Raw genomic sequence first — 24,367 nt, 5'->3', positions numbered from 1 at the left:
GGTTGCCGTCCCTTCAAGGCGTTCGCCGAAGAGTAATTACTTCTTCTTGGCGACAGCGGCCTTCAGCTTGGAGCCGGCGGTCAGCTTGACGCTGTGGCCTGCTGCGATCTGGATGGTCTCGCCGGTCTGCGGGTTGCGGCCGGTGCGGGCTGCACGGTCGGTGCGCTCAACTGCGAGCCAGCCCGGGATGGTGATCTTTTCGCCGGCGGCGACAGAAGTCTCGAATACTTCGAACAGTGCATCGAGCACGGAGTTGACTGCTGCCTGGCTGGTGCCAGCCTTGCCTGCTACCTCTGCAACGAGTTCACTACGGTTCTTAGCCATTTACGTCCTCCTGGACTCATACGTTTTTGAGCTTTCAAGCGGAATGCGAGCAAGCCACTGTTCGAAAACTTACCAGCTTGGGCTCGCATGGCCAGCAAATTCCGCGTGTTTCCGCGCCTTTTTGACCAAAATCACCGGATTTTAGGGGTTTTTAGGGGTGCTTTACGCCCTTGGCGTACCCTACGGCCTTGGCCGGCGCTGCCTGCTGTGCGCTGTCAGAACAGTATGCGCTGGAACAGAAGGTGGTCCTGCCACTCCCCCGCGATCTGCAAGTAGGAGGGCGCAACACCTATCTTTTCGAAGCCGCACCGCCTCAGAACGGCCTGTGAACTTCCATTGTGAAGCAGCGTGGCTGCTTGGATCCGATGCAGCCCTAGTTCCTCGGCGGCCATCTTTACGACGGCGTTCACCGCACCTGACGCGTGGCCCCTGCCCGTACATTCCGCATCAATCCAGTAGCCAAGGTTGGCGTTCTGGAAAGGACCGCGGACGATGCCGGTCAGAGTGATCATCCCTTGAATGCCCCTGCTGCCGGAAATGATCCACGGCACTTCGTTGCCCGCTGCAAAGTGATCCATCTTGGCACTAAGCGCGGCCTCCTGACCCAGTACCGTGAAAAAGTCATCACCGCGGGTAGGCTCCCAGGGAGCCAGATGGTTACGGTTGCGCAGATACGCTGCAGCCAGCTCGGAAGCATCCGAGAGCTCCACGGGCCGAAGGTGTAGCTCTTCGCCTGCCCTGTCCTCCGAAGCCGTAAACACTCTTCGTGTGAGATTCATCCCCAGACTCTACCGGCACCCTGCCAAGACAATTGCGCGGTGGTCTACCGGGTGATAGCTTTCGGGTGATCGTGAACTTATGACAGGAGGTGGGACCCATGAATGCAGTATCCGCAATGGGCGCTCCCTCCAGTCCACGATCTCCGCGACTTAGCTAGTCGCCATTCGGAGCGCCCTACCCCCGCACTTCGCGAAAGGCGTCTCCCTTGAGTACATCAACTTCTTCCTCCCCGCACTTCCCATCCCCGCACGGAAACTCGACGGCGGCACCCCGGACGCCAGGGTCCGGCCAGTCCCAGCCAGAAGCCGAAGCCGGCCAGTCGGTTCGGCAACCGCCCGAGGACCAGCGCGCCCTGGTCCTCGGCGGCGGTGGATCCACAGGCAACGCATGGCTGATTGGAGTCATAGCCGGCCTCTTTGATGCCGGACTGGACGTCACCACGGCAGATCTCACTGTTGGCACGTCAGCGGGCTCCACCGCCGCTGCGCAGCTCGCCGGCGCAACACCGATTGAGCTCTTCAACGCCATTCTGGATGCTCCCCCGCAACCCGCCGGCAGGGCCGGGTCAGGCCAGGTTGGACCTGGCACCGGCCCCGTAGTCAGCCACATGGAGCGGACCGGCAACATCATGAAGGCTGCCTCGGACATGGCTGATATGCGCCGCAGATTGGGAGCAGCAGCCATCGATATGGCTGAAGCCATGGAAGGCCCCAGCACGCGGTGGCGGGCCACGGTGGCAACCCGTCTCCCCTGTGCAGAGTGGCCGGAGCGGGCAATCCGCCTGACCGCTGTCAATGCCCGGACTGGTGACCCCATGGTCTTCGACCGCAACAGCGGGGTGGACCTGGTGGACGCCGTGGCCGCCAGCTGCGCCAACGGATTCGCCTACAGCATCGGTACCAACTACTACATCGACGGCGGTTACCGCGCCAACGCCGAGAACGCCGATTTGGCTGCCGGCTATGGACGAGTGCTGGTGCTGGCGCCCTTTGGCGGACGGACGCGGACGCCAGTGGAGTGGGGCATGCACCTCTCCGGGCAGGTGGACACTCTACGATCCAACGGGAGCCTGGTTGAGACGGTCTTCCCTCATAGCGATTCCGAGCACATGTTCGGTGTTAATGCCATGGATCTGTCCCTGCGTCCTGCCGCAGCCCGAGCCGGATTCCAGTTAGGCAACGTCCTCGCGGGACGGCTGGCTGATTTCTGGGGCAAACGGGACACTTCAGTCTGAAGGACGTTTCGGCATCATGCCCACGCTGGCCGATAGTCCGTCACCTGGCTGGTGTGGTGGTTAAAGGGGAAGAGCCCCGACCTTGGGTCGGGGCTCTTGCCTTAATGGTTGTCCGGCGGTGTCCTACTCTCCCACACCCTCCCGGGTGCAGTACCATCGGCGCTGTGGGTCTTAGCTTCCGGGTTCGGAATGGGACCGGGCGTTTCCCCCACGCTATGACCGCCGTAACTCTGTTACCCGTCCCGGTCCACCAAAACCCTGTTGGGGGTGTGGTTTTCCTGGGTGGGAAGTTTGGTTACAACTGTGGTGCTTGGTTGTTATTCAGTTGTTTGGTTCCTGGAACAAGGGTTTGTTGTTCGGGAACCACATAGTGGACGCGTGCAGTGTGTTGTGTGGTGTAAGTTGTTGGCCTATTAGTACCGGTCAGCTTCACGAGTCTTTAGTCCTCGCTTCCACATCCGGCCTATCAACCCAGTGGTCTGGCTGGGGGCCTCTCACACATAAATGTGTATGGAAATCTCATCTTGAAGCGAGCTTCCCGCTTAGATGCTTTCAGCGGTTATCCCATCCGAACGTAGCTAATCAGCGATGCACTTGGCAGTACAACTGACACACCAGAGGTTCGTCCGTCCCGGTCCTCTCGTACTAAGGACAGCCCTTCTCAAATTTCCTGCGCGCGCAGCGGATAGGGACCGAACTGTCTCACGACGTTCTAAACCCAGCTCGCGTACCGCTTTAATGGGCGAACAGCCCAACCCTTGGGACCTACTCCAGCCCCAGGATGCGACGAGCCGACATCGAGGTGCCAAACCATGCCGTCGATATGGACTCTTGGGCAAGATCAGCCTGTTATCCCCGAGGTACCTTTTATCCGTTGAGCGACGGCCATTCCACAATGTACCGCCGGATCACTAGTCCCGACTTTCGTCCCTGCTTGAGATGTCTCTCTCACAGTCAAGCTCCCTTGTGCACTTACACTCGACACCTGATTGCCAACCAGGCTGAGGGAACCTTTGGGCGCCTCCGTTACTTTTTAGGAGGCAACCGCCCCAGTTAAACTACCCATCAGGCACTGTCCCTGACCCGGATCACGGGCCGAAGTTAGATGTCCAAAGTGACCAGAGTGGTATTTCAACGATGACTCCACCCGAACTGGCGTCCGGGTTTCAACGTCTCCCACCTATCCTACACAAGCCACTCCGAACACCAATACCAAACTATAGTAAAGGTCTCGGGGTCTTTCCGTCCTGCTGCGCGTAACGAGCATCTTTACTCGTACTGCAATTTCGCCGAGTTTATGGTTGAGACAGCGGGGAAGTCGTTACTCCATTCGTGCAGGTCGGAACTTACCCGACAAGGAATTTCGCTACCTTAGGATGGTTATAGTTACCACCGCCGTTTACTGGGGCTTAAATTCTCAGCTTCGCCCGCAAGGGGCTAACCGGTCCTCTTAACCTTCCAGCACCGGGCAGGAGTCAGTCCGTATACATCGTCTTGCGACTTCGCACGGACCTGTGTTTTTAGTAAACAGTCGCTTCCCCCTGGTCTCTGCGGCCCACACCCGCTCACGGAGAGCAAGTCTCCATCACGGGGCAGGCCCCCCTTCTCCCGAAGTTACGGGGGCATTTTGCCGAGTTCCTTAACCATAATTCTCTCGATCGCCTTGGTATTCTCTACCTGATCACCTGTGTCGGTTTGGGGTACGGGCGGCTAAAACCTCGCGTCGATGCTTTTCTAGGCAGCATAGGATCACCGGATCCCCCCAAACGGGAGTCCCATCAGATCTCAGGCACGTGCTCGAAGCACACAGGAACGGATTTGCCTATCCCTGACCCTACATCCTTAGACCGGGGCAACCATCGCCCGGCCCGGCTACCTTCCTGCGTCACACCTGTTAATACGCTTACCTCCCGGGATCAGGTCCCGCGCTCGGCCAAAACCCACAACACCACAAGGGTGAGCGGGCAGGCTCCGGGCGGTTAGTATCCCCCGCTTGGCATGGGCGGTTTTTCGCCGGTACGGGAATATCAACCCGTTGTCCATCGACTACGCCTGTCGGCCTCGCCTTAGGTCCCGACTTACCCAGGGCAGATTAGCTTGACCCTGGAACCCTTGATCATTCGGCGGACGGGTTTCTCACCCGTCTTTCGCTACTCATGCCTGCATTCTCACTCGTGTAGGCTCCACCGCTGGTTTACACCGCGACTTCACTGCCCACACGACGCTCCCCTACCACTCCACACCCCTGAACCACGAAGGCTAGGGCAATGTGTGAAATCCACAACTTCGGCGGTGTACTTGAGCCCCGCTACATTGTCGGCGCGGAATCACTTGACCAGTGAGCTATTACGCACTCTTTCAAGGATGGCTGCTTCTAAGCCAACCTCCTGGTTGTCTTCGCAACTCCACATCCTTTCCCACTTAGCACACGCTTAGGGGCCTTAGTTGGTGGTCTGGGCTGTTTCCCTCTCGACTATGAAGCTTATCCCCCACAGTCTCACTGCTGCGCTCTCACTTACCGGCATTCGGAGTTTGGCTGACGTCAGTAACCTTGTAGGGCCCATCGGCCATCCAGTAGCTCTACCTCCGGCAAGAAACACGCAACGCTGCACCTAAATGCATTTCGGGGAGAACCAGCTATCACGGAGTTTGATTGGCCTTTCACCCCTACCCACAGCTCATCCCCTCCATTTTCAACTGAAGTGGGTTCGGTCCTCCACGACGTCTTACCGTCGCTTCAACCTGGCCATGGGTAGATCACTCCGCTTCGGGTCTAGATCACGCCACTACACTCGCCCTATTCAGACTCGCTTTCGCTACGGCTACCCCACACGGGTTAACCTCGCGACGTAACACTAACTCGCAGGCTCATTCTTCAAAAGGCACGCCGTCACCAGAATCAGACTGGCTCCGACGGATTGTAAGCACACGGTTTCAGGTACTGTTTCACTCCCCTCCCGGGGTACTTTTCACCTTTCCCTCACGGTACTGGTCCGCTATCGGTCATTAGGAAGTATTTAGGCTTATCAGGTGGTCCTGACAGATTCGCACGGGATTTCTCGGGCCCCGTGCTACTTGGGATACTCTCCAGGCTGCACACAACATTACGGTTACGGGGCTCACACCCTCTCTGGCCGGCCTTTCAAGACCGTTCACCTATGCACGCACATCACCTCACTGGTCCGGCAGAACCAGAACGGAAAGTCCCACAACCCCGCCCATGCAACGCCCGCCGGCTATCACACATGGAAACGGTTTAGCCTGATCCGCGTTCGCTCGCCACTACTAACGGAATCACTATTGTTTTCTCTTCCTGCGGGTACTGAGATGTTTCACTTCCCCGCGTTCCCCCCACGCACCCTATGTGTTCAGATGCGGGTCACACAATCACCTTGCAGCGTTGTGCGGGGTTTCCCCATTCGGACATCCTGGGATCAACGCTCGGTTATCAACTCCCCCAGGCTTATCGCAGATTCCTACGTCCTTCTTCGGCTCCTAATGCCAAGGCATCCACCGTGTGCCCTTAAAAACTTGACCACACAAGATCAAAAACTTACTCGAGAGAACCACGACCACAAGGGCCAGGTTCATTCATAAGAAATTGCTGTAAGAACACACCCACACCAAAGCGTGTGTGTGTTCTAGATGCTCGCGTCCACTATGTAGTTCTCAAACAACAACCCCGTCAACCAGACCACACCCACCACAACCCACACCCCACAAAGGGAAGCGCAAGCCATCAACAGCGGACGAAGTACCGGAAGCAGGAACAAAAGAAACACCAGAAGTGCCCCCCTGCATTGCTGCAAAAAGGTCCTGTTGCCTCAGGACCCAACAGTGCGCCAAACACAACCCCCACCAGCCACGCCCCGGACACGTTCCCAACAACACCACACCCCCCAAAAAAGGAGAGCACAGGCCGCCGTACTAGCACCAGGACACAACCACAAAGGCCATGCCAAAAAACTTTGATTCGTTGATATTCCACCCATGAGCACCCACCGCAGAACAGACGCCTGCGCAATGGGCAACACTGACAACCACCAACCATCCGCATGCACGGACACCGGCAATTATTAGCAGCTCCTTAGAAAGGAGGTGATCCAGCCGCACCTTCCGGTACGGCTACCTTGTTACGACTTAGTCCCAATCGCCGGTCCCACCTTCGACGGCTCCCCCCACAAGGGTTAGGCCACCGGCTTCGGGTGTTACCAACTTTCGTGACTTGACGGGCGGTGTGTACAAGGCCCGGGAACGTATTCACCGCAGCGTTGCTGATCTGCGATTACTAGCGACTCCGACTTCATGGGGTCGAGTTGCAGACCCCAATCCGAACTGAGACCGGCTTTTTGGGATTAGCTCCACCTCACAGTATCGCAACCCTTTGTACCGGCCATTGTAGCATGCGTGAAGCCCAAGACATAAGGGGCATGATGATTTGACGTCGTCCCCACCTTCCTCCGAGTTGACCCCGGCAGTCTCCTATGAGTCCCCGCCATAACGCGCTGGCAACATAGAACGAGGGTTGCGCTCGTTGCGGGACTTAACCCAACATCTCACGACACGAGCTGACGACAACCATGCACCACCTGTAAACCGACCGCAAGCGGGGCACCTGTTTCCAGGTATTACCGGTTCATGTCAAGCCTTGGTAAGGTTCTTCGCGTTGCATCGAATTAATCCGCATGCTCCGCCGCTTGTGCGGGCCCCCGTCAATTCCTTTGAGTTTTAGCCTTGCGGCCGTACTCCCCAGGCGGGGCACTTAATGCGTTAGCTACGGCGCGGAAAACGTGGAATGTCCCCCACACCTAGTGCCCAACGTTTACGGCATGGACTACCAGGGTATCTAATCCTGTTCGCTCCCCATGCTTTCGCTCCTCAGCGTCAGTTACAGCCCAGAGACCTGCCTTCGCCATCGGTGTTCCTCCTGATATCTGCGCATTTCACCGCTACACCAGGAATTCCAGTCTCCCCTACTGCACTCTAGTCTGCCCGTACCCACTGCAGAACCGGAGTTGAGCCCCGGTCTTTCACAGCAGACGCGACAAACCGCCTACGAGCTCTTTACGCCCAATAATTCCGGATAACGCTTGCGCCCTACGTATTACCGCGGCTGCTGGCACGTAGTTAGCCGGCGCTTCTTCTGCAGGTACCGTCACTTTCGCTTCTTCCCTACTGAAAGAGGTTTACAACCCGAAGGCCGTCATCCCTCACGCGGCGTCGCTGCATCAGGCTTGCGCCCATTGTGCAATATTCCCCACTGCTGCCTCCCGTAGGAGTCTGGGCCGTGTCTCAGTCCCAGTGTGGCCGGTCACCCTCTCAGGCCGGCTACCCGTCGTCGCCTTGGTAGGCCATTACCCCACCAACAAGCTGATAGGCCGCGAGTCCATCCAAAACCACAAAAGCTTTCCACCACCTGACATGCGTCAGACAGTCATATCCGGTATTAGACCCAGTTTCCCAGGCTTATCCCAGAGTCAAGGGCAGGTTACTCACGTGTTACTCACCCGTTCGCCACTAATCCCCCAGCAAGCTGGGATCATCGTTCGACTTGCATGTGTTAAGCACGCCGCCAGCGTTCATCCTGAGCCAGGATCAAACTCTCCGTTGAAGTAAAACAAATCAAACAGACACAACCACACCCACCGGAAATAACGGCAAACACGGCTGCACAAAATTCGAAACCAGCTGAAAACCAGACCACCACACACGGGGGTGCGCGACGATCCAGCCATAATTTCAACCAATCAATAAAACAATCGGTATCAACAAACTTGGCACACTATTGAGTTCTCAAACAACAGACCCCCCAAAACATCACCCACAGCACACCACACAAAGCAGCGCACCCAACAGGGCCATTGGAAAAGAAGAGTTATTTTTTGGCCGCCTACCGAACCGTACACACCTTCCGGCTTTCCGTTTCGCACCCGGCGACTCAGAAAACAATACACGCCCCCAACCCCCAACGCAAATCCACCCCCACACCACACCCCCACACCCCCAAAACCCCCACCAAACCGCCGTCGAACACCAACCCCTAACGCCTCACCAACACCCGCAACGCAGCGATCACGGCGCCGGGATTCTCTTCGGCCATGAAGTGGCCGCCGTCAAACGTCACATGATGAAGGTCAGGAGCCCAGGCGCTCCAGAGAGCGGCGGCATCGTAGCCCAGCGCAGCTCCCCAATCCTGCTGCATCACAGTTACGGGCATCTCCAAGGTGCGTCCACGCTTTCTGTCGGCTAAATCATGCACCACGTCGATGCCGGCCGAAGCGCGGTAGTCAGCAACGATCGAAGGCACTGCCCCGCGCGAGGCCTTCAGGTACTCCTCCCGGTAGGACGCCGGGATCGCCTCGGGATCCTTGGTCCACCCATCCAGGAACGAGGCAAAAAAGGACTCGGCTGTGGATTCGATCATGGGCTCCGGGATGCCGGCGGGCTGCGCCATCAGATACAGATGCCAGGCCACCTTGGCATCAACGCCCTGGAGAACATCCCACATATCCAAGGTCGGAAGGACATCCAGGGACAAAAGATGCGTCACAGCGTCAGGGTGGTCCAAACCGGCGCGGAGGGCAACAAGCGCACCGCGGTCGTGACCGGCAAGGGCGAAGCGCGGATGGCCCAACGCAGTTGCCAACGCAACAACATCGGCGGCCATGGTGCGCTTCGAATAGGTCCCTTCGTCAGCCTCCACTGGCTTGTCACTGGCGCCATACCCGCGAAGGTCGGGGCAAATGACTGTGTGATCCGACGTCAGCTGGGCCGCGACGTGACGCCACATCAGATGCGTCTGGGGAAAGCCATGCAAAAGCACGACCGCGGGCCCGCTCCCGGCAACTGCTACATTCAGCTCCACATCGGGTGCCACAGGGACTCGGTGATAGGTAGCTTCAGGTATCAATGTCAACGTCATGGGGTCTCCTTCTTGAGGTTTGTCCCCCTACTGTTTCGTCTCCCAATCAGCGGCGAATCAGCTGGCCTTTCCTTGTCGGTGCCCGTGGCTACGATTGACCGGTGAGCATGCCGCAGATCCGAGTTCTTGGCCCCATCGTGGCGATGGTTGACGGGGCTCAGCTGGAACTGTCCAAACGCAGGCACAGGGAGATCATCGCGATCCTCGTTGCCCTGCGGGGCCGGTCGATCTCCACTGCTTCCTTGGCTGAAGAACTTTGGGATGGCATGCCGCCAGCCGCGGCGGTGGGAGCCATTCGAACCTTTGTTGGCGAGCTGCGGCGCATTCTTGAACCGCATCGAAAGCCCCGGACACCGCCCTCCGTTCTGGTCACGGTGGGTGACGGCTACGCGTTACGGCTCGATGCCGATGCTGTGGACGCTTGGCGCTTTGAAACGGCCGTGGCACTGGCAGGTAAGGCAGCGCCCATCGACGCCGAGTCGCGTTTGTCGACTGCCCTGGTTGAGTGGAGTGGAAATGCCTATCAAGAATTTGCCGATCGACCATGGGCGATCCCGGAGGCCACGCGGCTAAGCGGGCTGCGGCAGACCGCCGTCGAACGATGTGCAGAAGCCCGCCTGGCTAACGGGCGGCCAACCGACGCGGCAGCCATTCTGGAAACGCATGTAGCAGCGAATCCATGGCGCGAAGAAGGGTGGCGGCTGCTGGCACTGGCCCTCTACCGGAGTCATCGTCAGGCGGACGCTCTTGCTGCGCTTCGTCAGGCACGCCGCCAGCTGTCCGAGGAACTCGGGCTGGACCCCAGCCCCGTCCTCATAGACCTGGAGACCCGAATCCTCCGTAGGGACCGGCAATTGAACCGCCCCGAAGGCGACAGTCTGACGCCGATAGCGAATGCCTATTCCAGCAGCGGCATCCGGGCCCGGCTGGAGGCCTCGAACGCAGTGTTGGGCAGTCTGGCGGTCGCCGGCGACCTTCAAACATCCCGACACCAACGCATCGCTGCCATTGAGGCTGCCGCCGACCTCAACGATCCCCAACTCGCCGCGCGAATCATCGGGGGCTACGACGTCCCCGGAATATGGACACGAGCAGACGATCCCGCTGCTGCTGCGGCCGTGATCGCCGCAGCTGACAATGCCTTGGCTTCGACCATTCACCTCAGCGACCGGATCCGGGCCCGTCTCCTGGGGACGATCGCCATGGAATCACGCGGGACAGGGAACAGACAGAGCGAAGCGGCCGAGTCCGTTGCCTTGGCCAGAAAGTTGGGCGACAGCCACGTCCTTTGCTTTGCCTTGAGCTCCAGCTTCATGCAGGGCTTCGCCCGCGCCGGCCTGGCAAAACACCGCCTGGATCTTGGCCGGCAACTGATAACAACAGCGTTCGACGCCGATTCGCCCACCTTTGAGATCAACGGCCGCCTGATGCGGATGCAGGCCTTATGCGCTATGTCCGACATCGAGTCCGCTGCTCTTGAAGCTACTGCAGTGGACCAGCTGGCCGCTCGTCACGAGCGGCCCCTGGCGACGGTCTTCACCCAGTGGTTCCGCTGGACCTTCCTTGGCGCTGGCACAGTGCCCCCTGCACCTGAGGAGATGCCGGGTTTCAGCGAGGGAATTGTTGCCTTTGCGTCGTTCACGCGACAGCTGCGCGATGGCGACGAACTGACCGACGGAAACTTCGGGCCTTATGAGCCATGGGTACGCCCCCTACTACTGCTGCGATCCGGTGAAGCAGCCAACGCTGCGGCCGCACTTCGCCAGGTACCGGACCCGCCACTGGATCTCCTGCTGGAAGCCACTTGGTGCATTCTGGCCCAAACTGCCTGCGAACTCCGTGAACCATCAATGATCAGCCGGGCCCTGACGGCACTGGCCCCGGCCAGCGGAGAGCGTGCGGCCGGAAGCGGAGTGGTTGATGCCGGCGATGTGGGCCACTACCTGGGAATGCTCAGGGCTGCTGGGGCTGGCTTGGGGTAGGGCTGGTGTGTGTGGTGGTTAAAGGGGAAGAGCCCCGACCTTGGGTCGGGGCTCTTGCCTTAATGGTTGTCCGGCGGTGTCCTACTCTCCCACACCCTCCCGGGTGCAGTACCATCGGCGCTGTGGGTCTTAGCTTCCGGGTTCGGAATGGGACCGGGCGTTTCCCCCACGCTATGACCGCCGTAACTCTGTTACCCGTCCCGGTCCACCAAACCCCTGTTGGGGGTGTGGTTTTCCTGGGTGGGAAGTTTGGTTACAACTGTGGTGCTTGGTTGTTATTCAGTTGTTTGGTTCCTGGAACAAGGGTTTGTTGTTCGGGAACCACATAGTGGACGCGTGCAGTGTGTTGTGTGGTGTAAGTTGTTGGCCTATTAGTACCGGTCAGCTTCACGAGTCTTTAGTCCTCGCTTCCACATCCGGCCTATCAACCCAGTGGTCTGGCTGGGGGCCTCTCACACATAAATGTGTATGGAAATCTCATCTTGAAGCGAGCTTCCCGCTTAGATGCTTTCAGCGGTTATCCCATCCGAACGTAGCTAATCAGCGATGCACTTGGCAGTACAACTGACACACCAGAGGTTCGTCCGTCCCGGTCCTCTCGTACTAAGGACAGCCCTTCTCAAATTTCCTGCGCGCGCAGCGGATAGGGACCGAACTGTCTCACGACGTTCTAAACCCAGCTCGCGTACCGCTTTAATGGGCGAACAGCCCAACCCTTGGGACCTACTCCAGCCCCAGGATGCGACGAGCCGACATCGAGGTGCCAAACCATGCCGTCGATATGGACTCTTGGGCAAGATCAGCCTGTTATCCCCGAGGTACCTTTTATCCGTTGAGCGACGGCCATTCCACAATGTACCGCCGGATCACTAGTCCCGACTTTCGTCCCTGCTTGAGATGTCTCTCTCACAGTCAAGCTCCCTTGTGCACTTACACTCGACACCTGATTGCCAACCAGGCTGAGGGAACCTTTGGGCGCCTCCGTTACTTTTTAGGAGGCAACCGCCCCAGTTAAACTACCCATCAGGCACTGTCCCTGACCCGGATCACGGGCCGAAGTTAGATGTCCAAAGTGACCAGAGTGGTATTTCAACGATGACTCCACCCGAACTGGCGTCCGGGTTTCAACGTCTCCCACCTATCCTACACAAGCCACTCCGAACACCAATACCAAACTATAGTAAAGGTCTCGGGGTCTTTCCGTCCTGCTGCGCGTAACGAGCATCTTTACTCGTACTGCAATTTCGCCGAGTTTATGGTTGAGACAGCGGGGAAGTCGTTACTCCATTCGTGCAGGTCGGAACTTACCCGACAAGGAATTTCGCTACCTTAGGATGGTTATAGTTACCACCGCCGTTTACTGGGGCTTAAATTCTCAGCTTCGCCCGCAAGGGGCTAACCGGTCCTCTTAACCTTCCAGCACCGGGCAGGAGTCAGTCCGTATACATCGTCTTGCGACTTCGCACGGACCTGTGTTTTTAGTAAACAGTCGCTTCCCCCTGGTCTCTGCGGCCCACACCCGCTCACGGAGAGCAAGTCTCCATCACGGGGCAGGCCCCCCTTCTCCCGAAGTTACGGGGGCATTTTGCCGAGTTCCTTAACCATAATTCTCTCGATCGCCTTGGTATTCTCTACCTGATCACCTGTGTCGGTTTGGGGTACGGGCGGCTAAAACCTCGCGTCGATGCTTTTCTAGGCAGCATAGGATCACCGGATCCCCCCAAACGGGAGTCCCATCAGATCTCAGGCACGTGCTCGAAGCACACAGGAACGGATTTGCCTATCCCTGACCCTACATCCTTAGACCGGGGCAACCATCGCCCGGCCCGGCTACCTTCCTGCGTCACACCTGTTAATACGCTTACCTCCCGGGATCAGGTCCCGCGCTCGGCCAAAACCCACAACACCACAAGGGTGAGCGGGCAGGCTCCGGGCGGTTAGTATCCCCCGCTTGGCATGGGCGGTTTTTCGCCGGTACGGGAATATCAACCCGTTGTCCATCGACTACGCCTGTCGGCCTCGCCTTAGGTCCCGACTTACCCAGGGCAGATTAGCTTGACCCTGGAACCCTTGATCATTCGGCGGACGGGTTTCTCACCCGTCTTTCGCTACTCATGCCTGCATTCTCACTCGTGTAGGCTCCACCGCTGGTTTACACCGCGACTTCACTGCCCACACGACGCTCCCCTACCACTCCACACCCCTGAACCACGAAGGCTAGGGCAATGTGTGAAATCCACAACTTCGGCGGTGTACTTGAGCCCCGCTACATTGTCGGCGCGGAATCACTTGACCAGTGAGCTATTACGCACTCTTTCAAGGATGGCTGCTTCTAAGCCAACCTCCTGGTTGTCTTCGCAACTCCACATCCTTTCCCACTTAGCACACGCTTAGGGGCCTTAGTTGGTGGTCTGGGCTGTTTCCCTCTCGACTATGAAGCTTATCCCCCACAGTCTCACTGCTGCGCTCTCACTTACCGGCATTCGGAGTTTGGCTGACGTCAGTAACCTTGTAGGGCCCATCGGCCATCCAGTAGCTCTACCTCCGGCAAGAAACACGCAACGCTGCACCTAAATGCATTTCGGGGAGAACCAGCTATCACGGAGTTTGATTGGCCTTTCACCCCTACCCACAGCTCATCCCCTCCATTTTCAACTGAAGTGGGTTCGGTCCTCCACGACGTCTTACCGTCGCTTCAACCTGGCCATGGGTAGATCACTCCGCTTCGGGTCTAGATCACGCCACTACACTCGCCCTATTCAGACTCGCTTTCGCTACGGCTACCCCACACGGGTTAACCTCGCGACGTAACACTAACTCGCAGGCTCATTCTTCAAAAGGCACGCCGTCACCAGAATCAGACTGGCTCCGACGGATTGTAAGCACACGGTTTCAGGTACTGTTTCACTCCCCTCCCGGGGTACTTTTCACCTTTCCCTCACGGTACTGGTCCGCTATCGGTCATTAGGAAGTATTTAGGCTTATCAGGTGGTCCTGACAGATTCGCACGGGATTTCTCGGGCCCCGTGCTACTTGGGATACTCTCCAGGCTGCACACAACATTACGGTTACGGGGCTCACACCCTCTCTGGCCGGCCTTTCAAGACCGTTCACCTATGCACGCACATCACCTCACTGGTCCGGCAGAACCAGAACGGAAAGTCCCACAACCCCGCCCATGCAACGCCCGCCGGCTATCACACATGGAAACGGTTTAGCCTGATCCGCGTTCGCTCGCCACTACTAACGGAATCACTATTGTTTTCTCTTCCTGCGGGTACTGAGATGTTTCACTTCCCCGCGTTCCCCCCACGCACCCTATGTGTTCAGATGCGGGTCACACAATCACCTTGCAGCGTTGTGCGGGGTTTCCCCATTCGGACATCCTGGGATCAACGCTCGGTTATCAACTCCCCCAGGCTTATCGCAGATTCCTACGTCCTTCTTCGGCTCCTAATGCCAAGGCATCCACCGTGTGCCCTTAAAAACTTGACCACACAAGATCAAAAACTTACTCGAGAGAACCATGACCACAAGGGCCAGGTTCATTCATAAGAAATTGCTGTAAGAACACACCCACACCAAAGCGTGTGTGTGTTCTAGATGCTCGCGTCCACTATGTAGTTCTCAAACAACAACCCCGTCAACCAGACCACACCCACCACAACCCACACCCCACAAAGGGAAGCGCAAGCCATCAACAGCGGACGAAGTACCGGAAGCAGGAACAAAAGAAACACCAGAAGTGCCCCCCTGCATTGCTGCAAAAAGGTCCTGTTGCCTCAGGACCCAACAGTGCGCCAAACACAACCCCCACCAGCCACGCCCCGGACACGTTCCCAACAACACCACACCCCCCAAAAAAGGAGAGCACAGGCCGCCGTACTAGCACCAGGACACAACCACAAAGGCCATGCCAAAAAACTTTGATTCGTTGATATTCCACCCATGAGCACCCACCGCAGAACAGACGCCTGCGCAATGGGCAACACTGACAACCACCAACCATCCGCATGCACGGACACCGGCAATTATTAGCAGCTCCTTAGAAAGGAGGTGATCCAGCCGCACCTTCCGGTACGGCTACCTTGTTACGACTTAGTCCCAATCGCCGGTCCCACCTTCGACGGCTCCCCCCACAAGGGTTAGGCCACCGGCTTCGGGTGTTACCAACTTTCGTGACTTGACGGGCGGTGTGTACAAGGCCCGGGAACGTATTCACCGCAGCGTTGCTGATCTGCGATTACTAGCGACTCCGACTTCATGGGGTCGAGTTGCAGACCCCAATCCGAACTGAGACCGGCTTTTTGGGATTAGCTCCACCTCACAGTATCGCAACCCTTTGTACCGGCCATTGTAGCATGCGTGAAGCCCAAGACATAAGGGGCATGATGATTTGACGTCGTCCCCACCTTCCTCCGAGTTGACCCCGGCAGTCTCCTATGAGTCCCCGCCATAACGCGCTGGCAACATAGAACGAGGGTTGCGCTCGTTGCGGGACTTAACCCAACATCTCACGACACGAGCTGACGACAACCATGCACCACCTGTAAACCGACCGCAAGCGGGGCACCTGTTTCCAGGTATTACCGGTTCATGTCAAGCCTTGGTAAGGTTCTTCGCGTTGCATCGAATTAATCCGCATGCTCCGCCGCTTGTGCGGGCCCCCGTCAATTCCTTTGAGTTTTAGCCTTGCGGCCGTACTCCCCAGGCGGGGCACTTAATGCGTTAGCTACGGCGCGGAAAACGTGGAATGTCCCCCACACCTAGTGCCCAACGTTTACGGCATGGACTACCAGGGTATCTAATCCTGTTCGCTCCCCATGCTTTCGCTCCTCAGCGTCAGTTACAGCCCAGAGACCTGCCTTCGCCATCGGTGTTCCTCCTGATATCTGCGCATTTCACCGCTACACCAGGAATTCCAGTCTCCCCTACTGCACTCTAGTCTGCCCGTACCCACTGCAGAACCGGAGTTGAGCCCCGGTCTTTCACAGCAGACGCGACAAACCGCCTACGAGCTCTTTACGCCCAATAATTCCGGATAACGCTTGCGCCCTACGTATTACCGCGGCTGCTGGCACGTAGTTAGCCGGCGCTTCTTCTGCAGGTACCGTCACTTTCGCTTCTTCCCTACTGAAAGAGGTTTACAACCCGAAGGCCGTCATCCCTCACGCGGCGTCGCTGCATCAGGCTTGCGCCCATTGTGCAATATTCCCCACTGCTGCCTCCCGTAGGAGTCTGGGCCGTGTCTCAGTCCCAGTGTGGCCGGTCACCCTCTCAGGCCGGCTACCCGTCGTCGCCTTGGTAGGCCATTACCCCACCAACAAGCTGATAGGCCGCGAGTCCATCCAAAACCACAAAAGCTTTCCACCACCTGACATGCGTCAGACAGTCATATCCGGTATTAGACCCAGTTTCCCAGGCTTATCCCAGAGTCAAGGGCAGGTTACTCACGTGTTACTCACCCGTTCGCCACTAATCCCCCAGCAAGCTGGGATCATCGTTCGACTTGCATGTGTTAAGCACGCCGCCAGCGTTCATCCTGAGCCAGGATCAAACTCTCCGTTGAAGTAAAACAAATCAAACAGACACAACCACACCCACCGGAAATAACGGCAAACACGGCTGCACAAAATTCGAAACCAGCTGAAAACCAGACCACCACACACGGGGGTGCGCGACGATCCAGCCATAATTTCAACCAATCAATAAAACAATCGGTATCAACAAACTTGGCACACTATTGAGTTCTCAAACAACAGACACACCCGGCACCACCCAAACCCACCAAAGGGTCCAAGATCGCTCCGGAGCAACTTTTCAAACTTACCCGAACCAGCGGAACTTTGCAAATCAGCGTTTCCGCGATTCTCACTCCGTGATTCGGCCCCACCCGTCATAGACACGCTCAAAGCGCACCATTTTCAGGCTGTCATCAAAGGGGGGTTGGCCTCCGCGGTTCTCAGCTCCAGGCTGTCTCACTCGCGGCGACTCAGAAGACATTACACGCCCGCACGCCCCGGCACAAATCAGCCCCACCACCACCCAAAACCCCCGCAAACACGGGCCAGAAAGCCCCACAAAAGCCCCAAACCATGCCCAACCCGCCAAAAACAGCACAAGTGAAGCCCGTCACAACACCCAACCACCCAACCCGGCCACCGACACCACCCAACGGCAACCACCGCCGTCGCGTATTCCACCAACCCCAAGGACCCGAAACAAGCGACCGCACCAAACCCGAGGGACCTGAAAGAGCATCCGCACCAAACCCGAGGGACCTGAAAGAGCATCCGCACCAAACCCGAGGGACCTGAAAGAGCATCCGCCTCAAGCCCGAGGGAAGTGATAGAGCGTCGGAAGGGAGCGGCGGGCGTCCGGCAGCGCGCGCCAAGGCGACGCAGGAGCAGCACGCACCAAAGCCACCAAAGAGCAGCGCCCCGAAAACGACCACCGCCCCAGTCGCCGCCCCGCCGGACCAACCAGCAACCGCCCCACTCGCCCCGCCGGATCAACCAGCAACCGCCCCAGTCGCCACTCCGCCGCCGGACCAACCAGGAACCGCACCCACTAACACCCGGCGCTCCAACCGCACCCACCAGAAGCGTTCTTAAACGCAAAAAGGCCGGCAACCATAACGGTTGCCGGCCTTTTCAGGGCTTCGTGATTACCAGGAAGACTTGGTGATGCCCGGGAGCTCACCGCGGTGAGCCATGTCGCGGAAGCGAACACGGGAGATACCGAACTTCTGGAGCGTGCCGCGGGGACGGCCGTCGATCTGGTCGCGGTTACGCAGACGGATCGGGGAGGCGTTGCGGGGCAGCTTCTGCAGGCCGAGGCGTGCAGCTTCGCGTGCTTCGTCAGTCGCGTTGGGATCAACCAGGGTCTTCTTCAGTTCGAGACGCTTGGCAGCGTAACGCTCAACAATGACCTTGCGCTGCTCGTTGCGAGCAATCTTTGACTTCTTTGCCATGTGTTTAGCGCTCCTCTCGGAATTCGACGTGCTGGCGGATCTTGGGGTCGTACTTCTTCAGGACCAGACGGTCAGGATCGTTACGACGGTTCTTGCGGGTTACGTAGGTGTAACCCGTGCCCGCGGTGGACTTCAGCTTGATGATCGGACGTACGTCCTTGTCCTTTGCCATTAGAGCTTTACTCCTCGTGCCAGGATGTCGGCGACGACTGAGTCGATGCCGCGTACGTCGATTGTCTTGATGCCACGGGCTGACAGGGTCAGCGTGACGTTACGGCGCAGGGACGGAACCCAGTAGCGCTTCTTCTGAATGTTCGGGTCGAACCGGCGCTTGTTGCGACGGTGCGAGTGCGAAATGCTGTGTCCAAAGCCCGGCTCGGCTCCGGTCACTTGGCAGTGTGCTGCCATGACTCTCCTCCAAAGATTGAATGTAACGGCGTGCAGATATTCCTGCGTTACCGTGCGACAGGCAGCGTCCGCATCCGGGTCCAAACCATTTCGGTAGTTTCCGCAGCAAGTGCGGCGAAGGAGGTTGGCCTCAGGACCGGGCAGTGAAAATCACTGCAACAGATCCTGGGATACCGGGCGAATACAGGAATGCACGCAACTTGAGCCCCTAACTACCGGCCACCGGGATGTCGGAAAAACCGACAGTCACCACCAACCGGAGCAATTGCACACGAACCGCACTACCTAGCGCCTAACTATTCTACGGGTCAGGCCAAATTAAGACCAATCCGGCATCATAAGCCCTACCAGCCGCGGCCAGGGCCACCAGCACATCGCTGGCGGGTCGCAGGTTGCATAACCCATCCCGGCACCCACCAGGCCGGACTACTGTGGCCGGATCAGTTCCGGGTATTTCGGGTTCAATCCGTCGCCGGAAGAGACTCCCCGGACACGGCGGGCCACCCACGGTGCTGCGGATTCGCGGATCCACCGGGCGTTGGCCTTCAACGCTTCTACACGGTTCATCAGCCGGACGGGAGCCAGTTCCGGGACCTCAATGACGTGCTCGTGCTCCAGGACTTCGAGCACCCGCTTTGCCATGTTGACGTGACCGGCGGTGGACATGTGCATCCGGTCCTCACCCCACAGGCGCCAGTCGTCGTATTCGTCGAAACGCCAGTAATCCACCAGCAAAGCGCCATGGTTCTCCGCGATCTCCCGCACCAACTCGTTGTAGATCGCTGTACGGCCGCGCATTGCGCTGAAGACTTTGGAGCCCTTGGCATCAAAGCCCGTGAAGAGGACCACCGTGGCTCCGGACGCGCTCAACTTGGCGATGCCAGCGTCGTACTCCTCAAGAAGCGAGTCAATATCGATCTTGGGCCGAAGGATGTCGTTGGCCCCGGCGTACAACGTCACCAACGTGGGGTTCATGGCGACGGCTGCGTCAACCTGCTCCGCCATGATCTGCCGAAGCTTGCGGCCACGGATGGCAAGGTTTGCGTAACCGAAGTCCTCATTGCTGCGGGCCAATTGTTCGGCCACGACGTCGGCCCAGCCACGAACACCGTTGGGGCGGCGGGGATCATCGTCTCCAACCCCCTCAGTGAAGGAGTCACCAAGAGCAACATAACGGGCAGAAAAATCCATGCCGTCAGTCTGCCACTTCAGCGCTCGAGGCCACAAAGCACTTACGAATCACGGAGGATCCAGTGGTTGTTGTCCAGGCGTGCCACAATTTTCTCGCCAATCCGGGCGAGGTCTGCCACATCGTCCGGGGTCAGGGAATCCAGCATCAGGGTCCGCACGGATTCCACATGTCCCGGGGCGAGGTAAACGATGGTGGCCATGCCGGCTTCGGTGAGGTGCGCAACGGTCACGCGGGCGTCGCCCGGGTGCGCCTGCCGCTCCACCCAACCACGTTTCTGCAGCTTGGTGACCACGTGGGACAGACGCGACAAAGAGGCACTTGTGCGTGCGGCCAGCTCACTCATGGGAAGGTATCGGCCCTCGGTTTCGGAGAGCATTGCGAGCACGTTGTAGTCGAAGAGCGACAATTTCCCTGCCGACTGAAGCTGGGTATCCAAAGCCGAGGGAAGCAAGGTGTTGATGCTCAGCAGGGCCAGCCAAGCACGGCGTTCGTCGGCATTGAGCCAGCGGGGTTGAGTCATGAACCCATCTTAGGAGAATTCACAGCTTCCTTAGGTCCGGGCTGCGGCCCAACCGATAGGCTGGGCCGCATGTTCGTAGTCTCCTTGACCTACAAAGTTCCCGACGACATTGTCGACTTCCATCGCCCCGGCCATATGGCCTGGCTTAAGGACGCGTTCGACGACGGCATCTTCCTCGCGTCCGGACGTCGCGTCCCAGCCACGGGCGGCGTGCTGCTCTCCAAAGTGGACCGCGCAACCTTGGATGCTTCCCTGGCGCAGGACCCGTTTTACAGCAACGGCGTAGCCGAATTTGAGATCATCGAATTCACGGCAACCAGCGTGGCTGAAGGCTACGAAAACCTGCTGGACAGCTGAGGTATCTGCGCTTTCGCAGTACCCAACCGTTCGGGCAGCACCACCGGCATGAGTTCCGGCCATCGCGCCCGCACATGGTCGCCGCTCGATACGCCGCGAAGCCTCCGCGAAAACCAAGGGCCGACGTCGCGCCTCAGCCAGGCGACGTCGTCGGCGATGTTTTCGGCGCGGGTCCGCGGACGGGGAGCTGCGAGGGCCGGCGATTGGATCGAGTGCTGCGCACCGAGCACCTCGAGAACTTTCTTGGCCATGTATTTGTGGCCGGGAGTGGACATATGCAGGCGATCGGGAGCCCACATCCGGGGGTCCTGGAATTTCTCGAAACACCAATAGTCCACCAAAAGCGTTTGGTACTTGGCGGCGATCCGCCGAATGCTGCGGTTGTACATGGCCGTGCGGACCTTAAGGGGTTCGAGCAGAGGCGACAAAGGAACGTTGTAGCCCGTGAACATCAGGACCGTGGCGCCGGTGGCTGTGATCCTTTGGATAGCCTCCTCATAATCCTGGATGAGTTTGGCCATGTTGGGCCGGGCCATCAGGAGGTCGTTGCCCCCGGCGTAAAAGCTGACCAGTGTGGGTTTCATAGCCAAAGCAGGCTCGATTTGCTCGTCAACGATCCTCTGCAGGCGCCTGCCCCGGATGGCCAGATTGGCGTATTCCACACCGGAGTTGTGCCGTGCCAGTTCTTCTGCCACCCGGTCTGCCCAGCCCCTGCAGTTGTTGGGGAGCCGGAGGTCGGTGTCGCCCACGCCCTCCGTGAAGGAATCGCCGAGCGCCACGAACCGGGTCTGTTCCGTCACTGCTTTGCCTCTTCCATGAGCTTTTTAAGGCCGCCTTTTCGCGGGACCTTCACGGGCTGGGGCCAGCGCGGGCTAAGCGTATCGCCAAGGGTGACGCCGCGAAGTTTGCGGCCGAACAACGGGACCACCCAATCGTTGACCCATCGGCGCTGCCGGCGTTCCCACTCGCGCATGGACATGCGGGTAGGTGGATCCCATTCTTTCGGGGAGATCTTGTGCGGGATATTGAGGTGGTCCAGGACCTGCGCGGCCAAATACTTGTGCCCCGCTTTGGACATATGAAGACGGTCAGGGGCCCACATCCGGGAGTCCTTGTAAGCGTCGAAGCACCAGTAGTCCACCAGGACCGCGCCGTATTTATCGGCAATCTCACGGACTCTTTGGTTGTACAAGGTGTTGCGCTTCTTGAAGGGCTCCAGAACCGCGGAGACTTTCACATCGAACCCTGTGAACAGGACCAAAGTGGCCCCGGTTTCGCTCAATCGTGCAACGAGCAGCTCGTAATCGTTGAGGAGCGCATCCATGTCGGTGCCGAAGTCGAGGATGTCGTTGCCGCCGGCATAGAGCGTAATGAGCGTTGGCTCCATGGCCAGGGCGGGCTCGAGCTGTTCATCGATGATCTGCCGGAGCCTCTTACTTCGCACGGCCAGGTTGGCATATTCCCAGCCCGGCTGCGCCTTGGCCAACTTTTCGGCCACACGGTCCGCCCAACCGCGGACCCCGTTGGGCAGGACCTTGCTCACGTCCCCGACGCCCTCGGTGAAGGAATCCCCGATGGCGACAAACCGCCGTCGAACCTTACTCCCGTCCCCGAATTCCTCCCGCACCCAGCCGACGCTACCGTTCCCCGGTTACACCGGAGCCAACCCAAAGTGAACAAGCGAACGGGAAGTGAAAGAGCGTCGGCCCCAACCCGAGGGAAGTGAAAGAGCGTCAGCCCCAAACCCGAGGGAAGTGAAAGAGCGTCGGAAGGGGGCGCCCGCAAAGCAGTACAGCCGGCTTAGCCCTCGGCTTTACCTCGGCGCCAGTAGCCCATGAACGCAACCTGCTTGCGGTCAATGCCGACGTCGCGCACCAGGTAGCGCCGCAACTCCTTGATCACGAACGCTTCACCGGCGATCCAGGCGTAGAACGGCAGGGCGCCGGCAGGCAGCGTCGGGTTCTTGGAGGCTTCGATGGCGGCGGCGTCCATGCGCTGCGGCGTTTCCCACAGGATGTCCTGGTCCACGTTGACGTCTTCGGGCTCGGGGCCTGCGGCTCCGGAGCCCTTGATGCCCACCCATCCGGGGACGGGAACAGCCTTGGCGACCGCTTCCTTGAGCAGTTCGCCGTGGGGACGTGAGCGTCCGATGGCCGCGCCGCGGGCGAGCCACGTGATTTCGATGTCTGCTGCCGTGGAGATGTCCTGGAAGTCGCCGGCTTCGGGGACCTCGAGGAAAGCGTGGCCGGTCATGTCGGCGGGGAGGCTTTCGAGGATGGCGCTGATGGCGGGGACAGCTGTTTCGTCGCCGGCCAGGAGCACGCGCTGTGCCAGGCCCGGACGCCATTCGATGCCACCGTAGGCTCCGGCCGTGGTGCACTGGGCTGCGCGGTTGTTGGGGCCGATGATGGTGATGGCGTCACCAGGTTTCGCGCCCACCGCCCAGTTTGCCGCGGGGCCGCCGTGGCCGGCGTCGTCGAAGTGCATGACGAAATCGATGTCGATCTCGGGGTATACGGCGTCCAGGCGCTCGGAGCGGACGGTGTAGGTGCGCATGTCACCGCGGACGGATGGGTCCATGGCAAGCCACTCCTGGTACCAACCGGCTTCCTCCATCTTGAAGGGAGGCAGCGGAATGACGTTACCGGAGGCATCGAAGGACGGGATCATCAGTTTCACGCGGAGGTCCAGGGTGTCACCTGCAACTCCGAAGTCGCGCAGTGAGTAGCCGCCGAAGGTGATGCGGCGGAAGTTGGGGCTGAGCTCCTGCACGGCGGTCACGGTGACGTCGAAGGCGAGGGTCATGGGCTCCACGGCGGCACTTGCTGTGGCCTGTGTCGGTTGTGCACTCATGAGGCGATCTCCAGTTCGTTGGTTGAAGCGGTGCGTGCGTGGTGGCGTCCGATGGGAACGATCAGCGGTGTGCCTGAAATGGGGTCCGGGACTACCCGGGATTCCAGGCCGAAAACGTTGAAGACCAGTTCTTCGGTCACGACGACGGGCGCCGGCCCCTCGGCCACGATGCACCCGCCCTTCATGGCGATGACATGGTCTGCGTAGCGGGCTGCAAGATTGAGGTCGTGGAGCACGATCGCCACGGTGGTGCCGCGGCTGCGGTTAAGGTCCGTGACGAGGTCCAGGACTTCAACCTGGTGCGCGAGGTCGAGGTAGGTGGTGGGCTCGTCCAGCAACAGGACTTCGGTTTCCTGTGCCAGGGCCATGGCGATCCAGACGCGCTGGCGTTGCCCGCCGGACAGTTCGTCGATGCTCCGCTCAGCGAGTTCAAGGGTGTCGGTGGCGTGAAGCGCGCGCTGCACCGCGGCGTCGTCGGCGGCTGACCAGCTGCGGAAGAAGCCTTGGTGCGGGTAACGGCCGCGGCCTACGAGGTCCCGGACGGTGATGCCATCGGGAGCGGTGGGGTGCTGCGGCAGGAGTCCCAGCGTGCGGGCAAGTTCGCGGGCGGGGCGGGTGTGGATGTCCTTGCCGTCCAGGGTCACTGCGCCACCGGCCGGTTTGAGGAGGCGTGACAGGCCGCGCAGGAGCGTGGACTTGCCGCAGGCGTTTGCGCCCACGATCATGGTCACTTTGCCTTCGGGAATCTCGGTGGTGAGTCCCTCCACCACCTTGCGTGCCTCGTACTGGAGCGTGAGGTCCTTGGCATTAAGGATGGCCATG

15 protein-coding genes and 6 rRNA genes are annotated in these 24,367 nt (G+C 59.1%); 3 read left to right on the top strand and 18 right to left on the bottom strand.

The features are described from left to right. Nucleotides 1-36 precede the first annotated feature (36 nt). Both M1D51_RS02095 and M1D51_RS02090 read right to left on the bottom strand, forming a co-directional pair. On the bottom strand, nt 37-324 hold the full coding sequence (locus M1D51_RS02095; RefSeq protein WP_011776355.1) for an HU family DNA-binding protein: 288 nt from the start codon (nt 322-324) through the stop codon (nt 37-39). Nucleotides 325-539: 215 nt separating this feature from the next. Beyond that, nucleotides 540-1,103 carry a GNAT family N-acetyltransferase gene (locus M1D51_RS02090; protein WP_458108338.1) on the bottom strand — a complete coding sequence of 188 codons (564 nt, stop codon included), beginning with the start codon at nt 1,101-1,103 and terminating at the stop codon, nt 540-542. Between the two features lie 206 nt (nt 1,104-1,309). On the opposite strand from M1D51_RS02090, the gene M1D51_RS02085 reads away from it, so the two are divergent. Beyond that, the gene (locus M1D51_RS02085; protein ID WP_458108337.1) at nt 1,310-2,338 is read left to right on the top strand and encodes a patatin-like phospholipase family protein; all 1,029 of its coding nucleotides are present in this window, start codon (nt 1,310-1,312) and stop codon (nt 2,336-2,338) included. 110 nt (nt 2,339-2,448) lie between these two features. Here the strand turns inward: M1D51_RS02085 and rrf (M1D51_RS02080) are convergent. From rrf (M1D51_RS02080) to M1D51_RS02065, 4 genes are all read right to left on the bottom strand, one after another. Next, nucleotides 2,449-2,565 (bottom strand): 5S ribosomal RNA (gene rrf, locus M1D51_RS02080). A 165-nt stretch (nt 2,566-2,730) separates the two neighbouring features. After that, nucleotides 2,731-5,875, bottom strand: a 23S ribosomal RNA gene (locus tag M1D51_RS02075). A gap of 554 nt (nt 5,876-6,429) precedes the next feature. Next, nucleotides 6,430-7,949, bottom strand: a 16S ribosomal RNA gene (locus M1D51_RS02070). Together the 16S, 23S and 5S rRNA genes form the textbook arrangement of a ribosomal RNA operon. A 429-nt stretch (nt 7,950-8,378) precedes the next feature. Continuing rightward, nucleotides 8,379-9,260, bottom strand: coding sequence for an alpha/beta fold hydrolase (locus M1D51_RS02065; RefSeq protein WP_458108336.1), 882 nt, complete (start codon nt 9,258-9,260; stop codon nt 8,379-8,381). 107 nt (nt 9,261-9,367) lie between these two features. Here M1D51_RS02065 and M1D51_RS02060 point away from each other — a divergent pair, with 107 nt between their 5' ends. After that, entirely contained in the window at nt 9,368-11,242 is a 1,875-nt protein-coding gene (locus M1D51_RS02060; protein ID WP_458109531.1) for an AfsR/SARP family transcriptional regulator, read from the top strand. 68 nt (nt 11,243-11,310) lie between these two features. Here the strand turns inward: M1D51_RS02060 and rrf (M1D51_RS02055) are convergent. The 8 genes from rrf (M1D51_RS02055) to M1D51_RS02020 all read right to left on the bottom strand — a co-directional run bounded on the left by rrf (M1D51_RS02055) (nt 11,311) and on the right by M1D51_RS02020 (nt 20,335). Next, nucleotides 11,311-11,427: ribosomal RNA gene (gene rrf, locus M1D51_RS02055) — 5S ribosomal RNA — on the bottom strand. Nucleotides 11,428-11,592: 165 nt separating this feature from the next. Beyond that, a 23S ribosomal RNA gene (locus M1D51_RS02050) occupies nt 11,593-14,737 on the bottom strand. 554 nt (nt 14,738-15,291) lie between these two features. Then, nucleotides 15,292-16,811: ribosomal RNA gene (locus M1D51_RS02045) — 16S ribosomal RNA — on the bottom strand. Nucleotides 16,812-17,909: 1,098 nt separating this feature from the next. Next, a complete protein-coding gene (gene rpsN, locus M1D51_RS02040; RefSeq protein WP_011776360.1) occupies nt 17,910-18,215 on the bottom strand; it encodes a 30S ribosomal protein S14 in 306 nt (101 codons plus the stop codon). A 4-nt stretch (nt 18,216-18,219) separates the two neighbouring features. After that, a complete protein-coding gene (rpmG, locus tag M1D51_RS02035; protein WP_003798558.1) occupies nt 18,220-18,387 on the bottom strand; it encodes a 50S ribosomal protein L33 in 168 nt (55 codons plus the stop codon). Continuing rightward, nucleotides 18,387-18,623, bottom strand: coding sequence for a 50S ribosomal protein L28 (rpmB, locus tag M1D51_RS02030; protein ID WP_011776361.1), 237 nt, complete (start codon nt 18,621-18,623; stop codon nt 18,387-18,389). Before rpmB ends, rpmG begins: the two co-directional genes overlap by 1 nt. Nucleotides 18,624-19,049: 426 nt before the next feature. Further along, nucleotides 19,050-19,814, bottom strand: a complete 765-nt coding sequence (locus M1D51_RS02025) for an SGNH/GDSL hydrolase family protein (protein WP_172325750.1) — start codon at nt 19,812-19,814, stop codon at nt 19,050-19,052. 41 nt (nt 19,815-19,855) lie between these two features. Beyond that, nucleotides 19,856-20,335: a MarR family winged helix-turn-helix transcriptional regulator gene (locus M1D51_RS02020; protein WP_458108335.1), complete on the bottom strand. Its 480-nt coding sequence runs from the start codon at nt 20,333-20,335 to the stop codon at nt 19,856-19,858. 69 nt (nt 20,336-20,404) lie between these two features. Here M1D51_RS02020 and M1D51_RS02015 point away from each other — a divergent pair, with 69 nt between their 5' ends. Then, nucleotides 20,405-20,692: a YciI family protein gene (locus M1D51_RS02015; RefSeq protein ID WP_172325748.1), complete on the top strand. Its 288-nt coding sequence runs from the start codon at nt 20,405-20,407 to the stop codon at nt 20,690-20,692. Here the strand turns inward: M1D51_RS02015 and M1D51_RS02010 are convergent. From M1D51_RS02010 to M1D51_RS01995, 4 genes are all read right to left on the bottom strand, one after another. Then, on the bottom strand, nt 20,668-21,492 hold the full coding sequence (locus M1D51_RS02010) for an SGNH/GDSL hydrolase family protein (protein ID WP_458108334.1): 825 nt from the start codon (nt 21,490-21,492) through the stop codon (nt 20,668-20,670). The genes M1D51_RS02015 and M1D51_RS02010 overlap by 25 nt on opposite strands. After that, the gene (locus M1D51_RS02005) at nt 21,489-22,319 is read right to left on the bottom strand and encodes an SGNH/GDSL hydrolase family protein (protein WP_458108333.1); all 831 of its coding nucleotides are present in this window, start codon (nt 22,317-22,319) and stop codon (nt 21,489-21,491) included. The genes M1D51_RS02010 and M1D51_RS02005 overlap by 4 nt, the downstream gene beginning before the upstream one ends. A gap of 173 nt (nt 22,320-22,492) precedes the next feature. Further along, on the bottom strand, nt 22,493-23,545 hold the full coding sequence (locus M1D51_RS02000; RefSeq protein ID WP_458108332.1) for a siderophore-interacting protein: 1,053 nt from the start codon (nt 23,543-23,545) through the stop codon (nt 22,493-22,495). After that, nucleotides 23,542-24,366, bottom strand: coding sequence for an ABC transporter ATP-binding protein (locus M1D51_RS01995; RefSeq protein ID WP_458108331.1), 825 nt, complete (start codon nt 24,364-24,366; stop codon nt 23,542-23,544). The genes M1D51_RS02000 and M1D51_RS01995 overlap by 4 nt, the downstream gene beginning before the upstream one ends. Nucleotide 24,367: the final 1 nt, after the last annotated feature.

This window comes from Arthrobacter sp. R3-55, from assembly GCF_054161505.1.
This window is presented reverse-complemented; position numbering and strand designations above follow the sequence as displayed.

Coding starts and splice junctions, on each gene's coding strand:
- M1D51_RS02020 (WP_458108335.1), bottom strand. CDS start 20,335: ATGACTCAACCCCGCTGGCTCAATGCCGACGAACGCCGTGCTTGGCTG.
- rpmB (WP_011776361.1), bottom strand. CDS start 18,623: ATGGCAGCACACTGCCAAGTGACCGGAGCCGAGCCGGGCTTTGGACAC.
- M1D51_RS02015 (WP_172325748.1), top strand. CDS start 20,405: ATGTTCGTAGTCTCCTTGACCTACAAAGTTCCCGACGACATTGTCGAC.
- rpsN (WP_011776360.1), bottom strand. CDS start 18,215: ATGGCAAAGAAGTCAAAGATTGCTCGCAACGAGCAGCGCAAGGTCATT.
- rpmG (WP_003798558.1), bottom strand. CDS start 18,387: ATGGCAAAGGACAAGGACGTACGTCCGATCATCAAGCTGAAGTCCACC.
- M1D51_RS02025 (WP_172325750.1), bottom strand. CDS start 19,814: ATGGATTTTTCTGCCCGTTATGTTGCTCTTGGTGACTCCTTCACTGAG.
- M1D51_RS01995 (WP_458108331.1), bottom strand. CDS start 24,366: ATGGCCATCCTTAATGCCAAGGACCTCACGCTCCAGTACGAGGCACGC.
- M1D51_RS02065 (WP_458108336.1), bottom strand. CDS start 9,260: ATGACGTTGACATTGATACCTGAAGCTACCTATCACCGAGTCCCTGTG.
- M1D51_RS02000 (WP_458108332.1), bottom strand. CDS start 23,545: ATGAGTGCACAACCGACACAGGCCACAGCAAGTGCCGCCGTGGAGCCC.
- M1D51_RS02095 (WP_011776355.1), bottom strand. CDS start 324: ATGGCTAAGAACCGTAGTGAACTCGTTGCAGAGGTAGCAGGCAAGGCT.
- M1D51_RS02060 (WP_458109531.1), top strand. CDS start 9,368: ATGCCGCAGATCCGAGTTCTTGGCCCCATCGTGGCGATGGTTGACGGG.
- M1D51_RS02090 (WP_458108338.1), bottom strand. CDS start 1,103: ATGAATCTCACACGAAGAGTGTTTACGGCTTCGGAGGACAGGGCAGGC.